1 protein-coding gene is annotated in these 883 nt (G+C 67.5%); it reads right to left on the bottom strand.

Annotation, left to right across the window (positions count from 1 at the left end; all coding sequences use genetic code 11):
* On the bottom strand, positions 1–654 hold a 654-nt coding region (locus ON32_RS23435), incomplete at its 3' end, for a hypothetical protein (protein WP_157224300.1).
* Positions 655–883: the final 229 nt, after the last annotated feature.

Below are 883 nucleotides of genomic sequence, written 5' to 3'. Positions count from 1 at the left end.
AACATTCGGGTCGTAGTCGACGACCGGCGTGCCATCCGGGTGTTCGTCCCGGTCGATACGAGCTCCCACCAGAACATCCGCGAAATCCCGAGCATGCTCGGGAAGTTCCGCCACAACCGCGTCCGCGTCATCTTTCTCCGCCCGCAACGCCAGCACCACCCCGACCTCGGTGGGCGGCGACCATTCACCCAACGGCGTATCCACCCCGAATTCGAATACCCGCACAACACCATCGGCCGCTCGTTTGATGCTCACCGCATGCCCCCACTGCGGCGGCCGGCCGTCGCGCCCCTCATACACCAGCACGACAACCATGGGCCGTCCGGTGGCGGCGACCAATGCACCGGCCCCATCGAACGAAGTGACGGCCGGATCCCACCTCGCCCCGGTCACCGCAACGGCATCCCGCAGTAACACCCCACCCGGACCGGACGCCGACAGATCCACTGGCGGTTCCTGCCCCGACGCCTGCCACATGTCCCGGGCTGCTTGCACCAAACAGTCCAACCCGGCGTCGGGCGCATGGTCGGGAAGATCGACACCGGGACGCCGATAGGAATCGCGCGCCTCCGGGACCTGGTCATCGGGCGACGCGAGCCGCCCGAACCCATCCTGCGGGACGGGGGCCGAGGGCAGTGGCACAGGCGATACCATCGGCTGCCCCTCCGGAACCGACCTACCCGCCCCGACATCGGCACCACGCCGCACAGCAGAACCGGGGCGCTCGGCGGCTTGCGCCGACCGACCGTCATCGGGATGGTTACCAACCACGGATTCACCGGTTCCGTCGTCGACAGCGGCCTCGAGCAGTTTCCGGATCACTTTCCGGACCACGCGGTGCTGCAACGCGTTGATGGATTCGGGACTCCTGTGGAGATGGGTC

It is taken from the genome of Nocardia paucivorans NBRC 100373 (genome assembly GCF_000308675.1).
Taxonomy (GTDB): Bacteria; Actinomycetota; Actinomycetes; order Mycobacteriales; family Mycobacteriaceae; genus Nocardia; species Nocardia paucivorans.
Note: the sequence above shows the minus strand (reverse complement) of the source record. Positions and strands in the feature narration are given on the sequence as shown.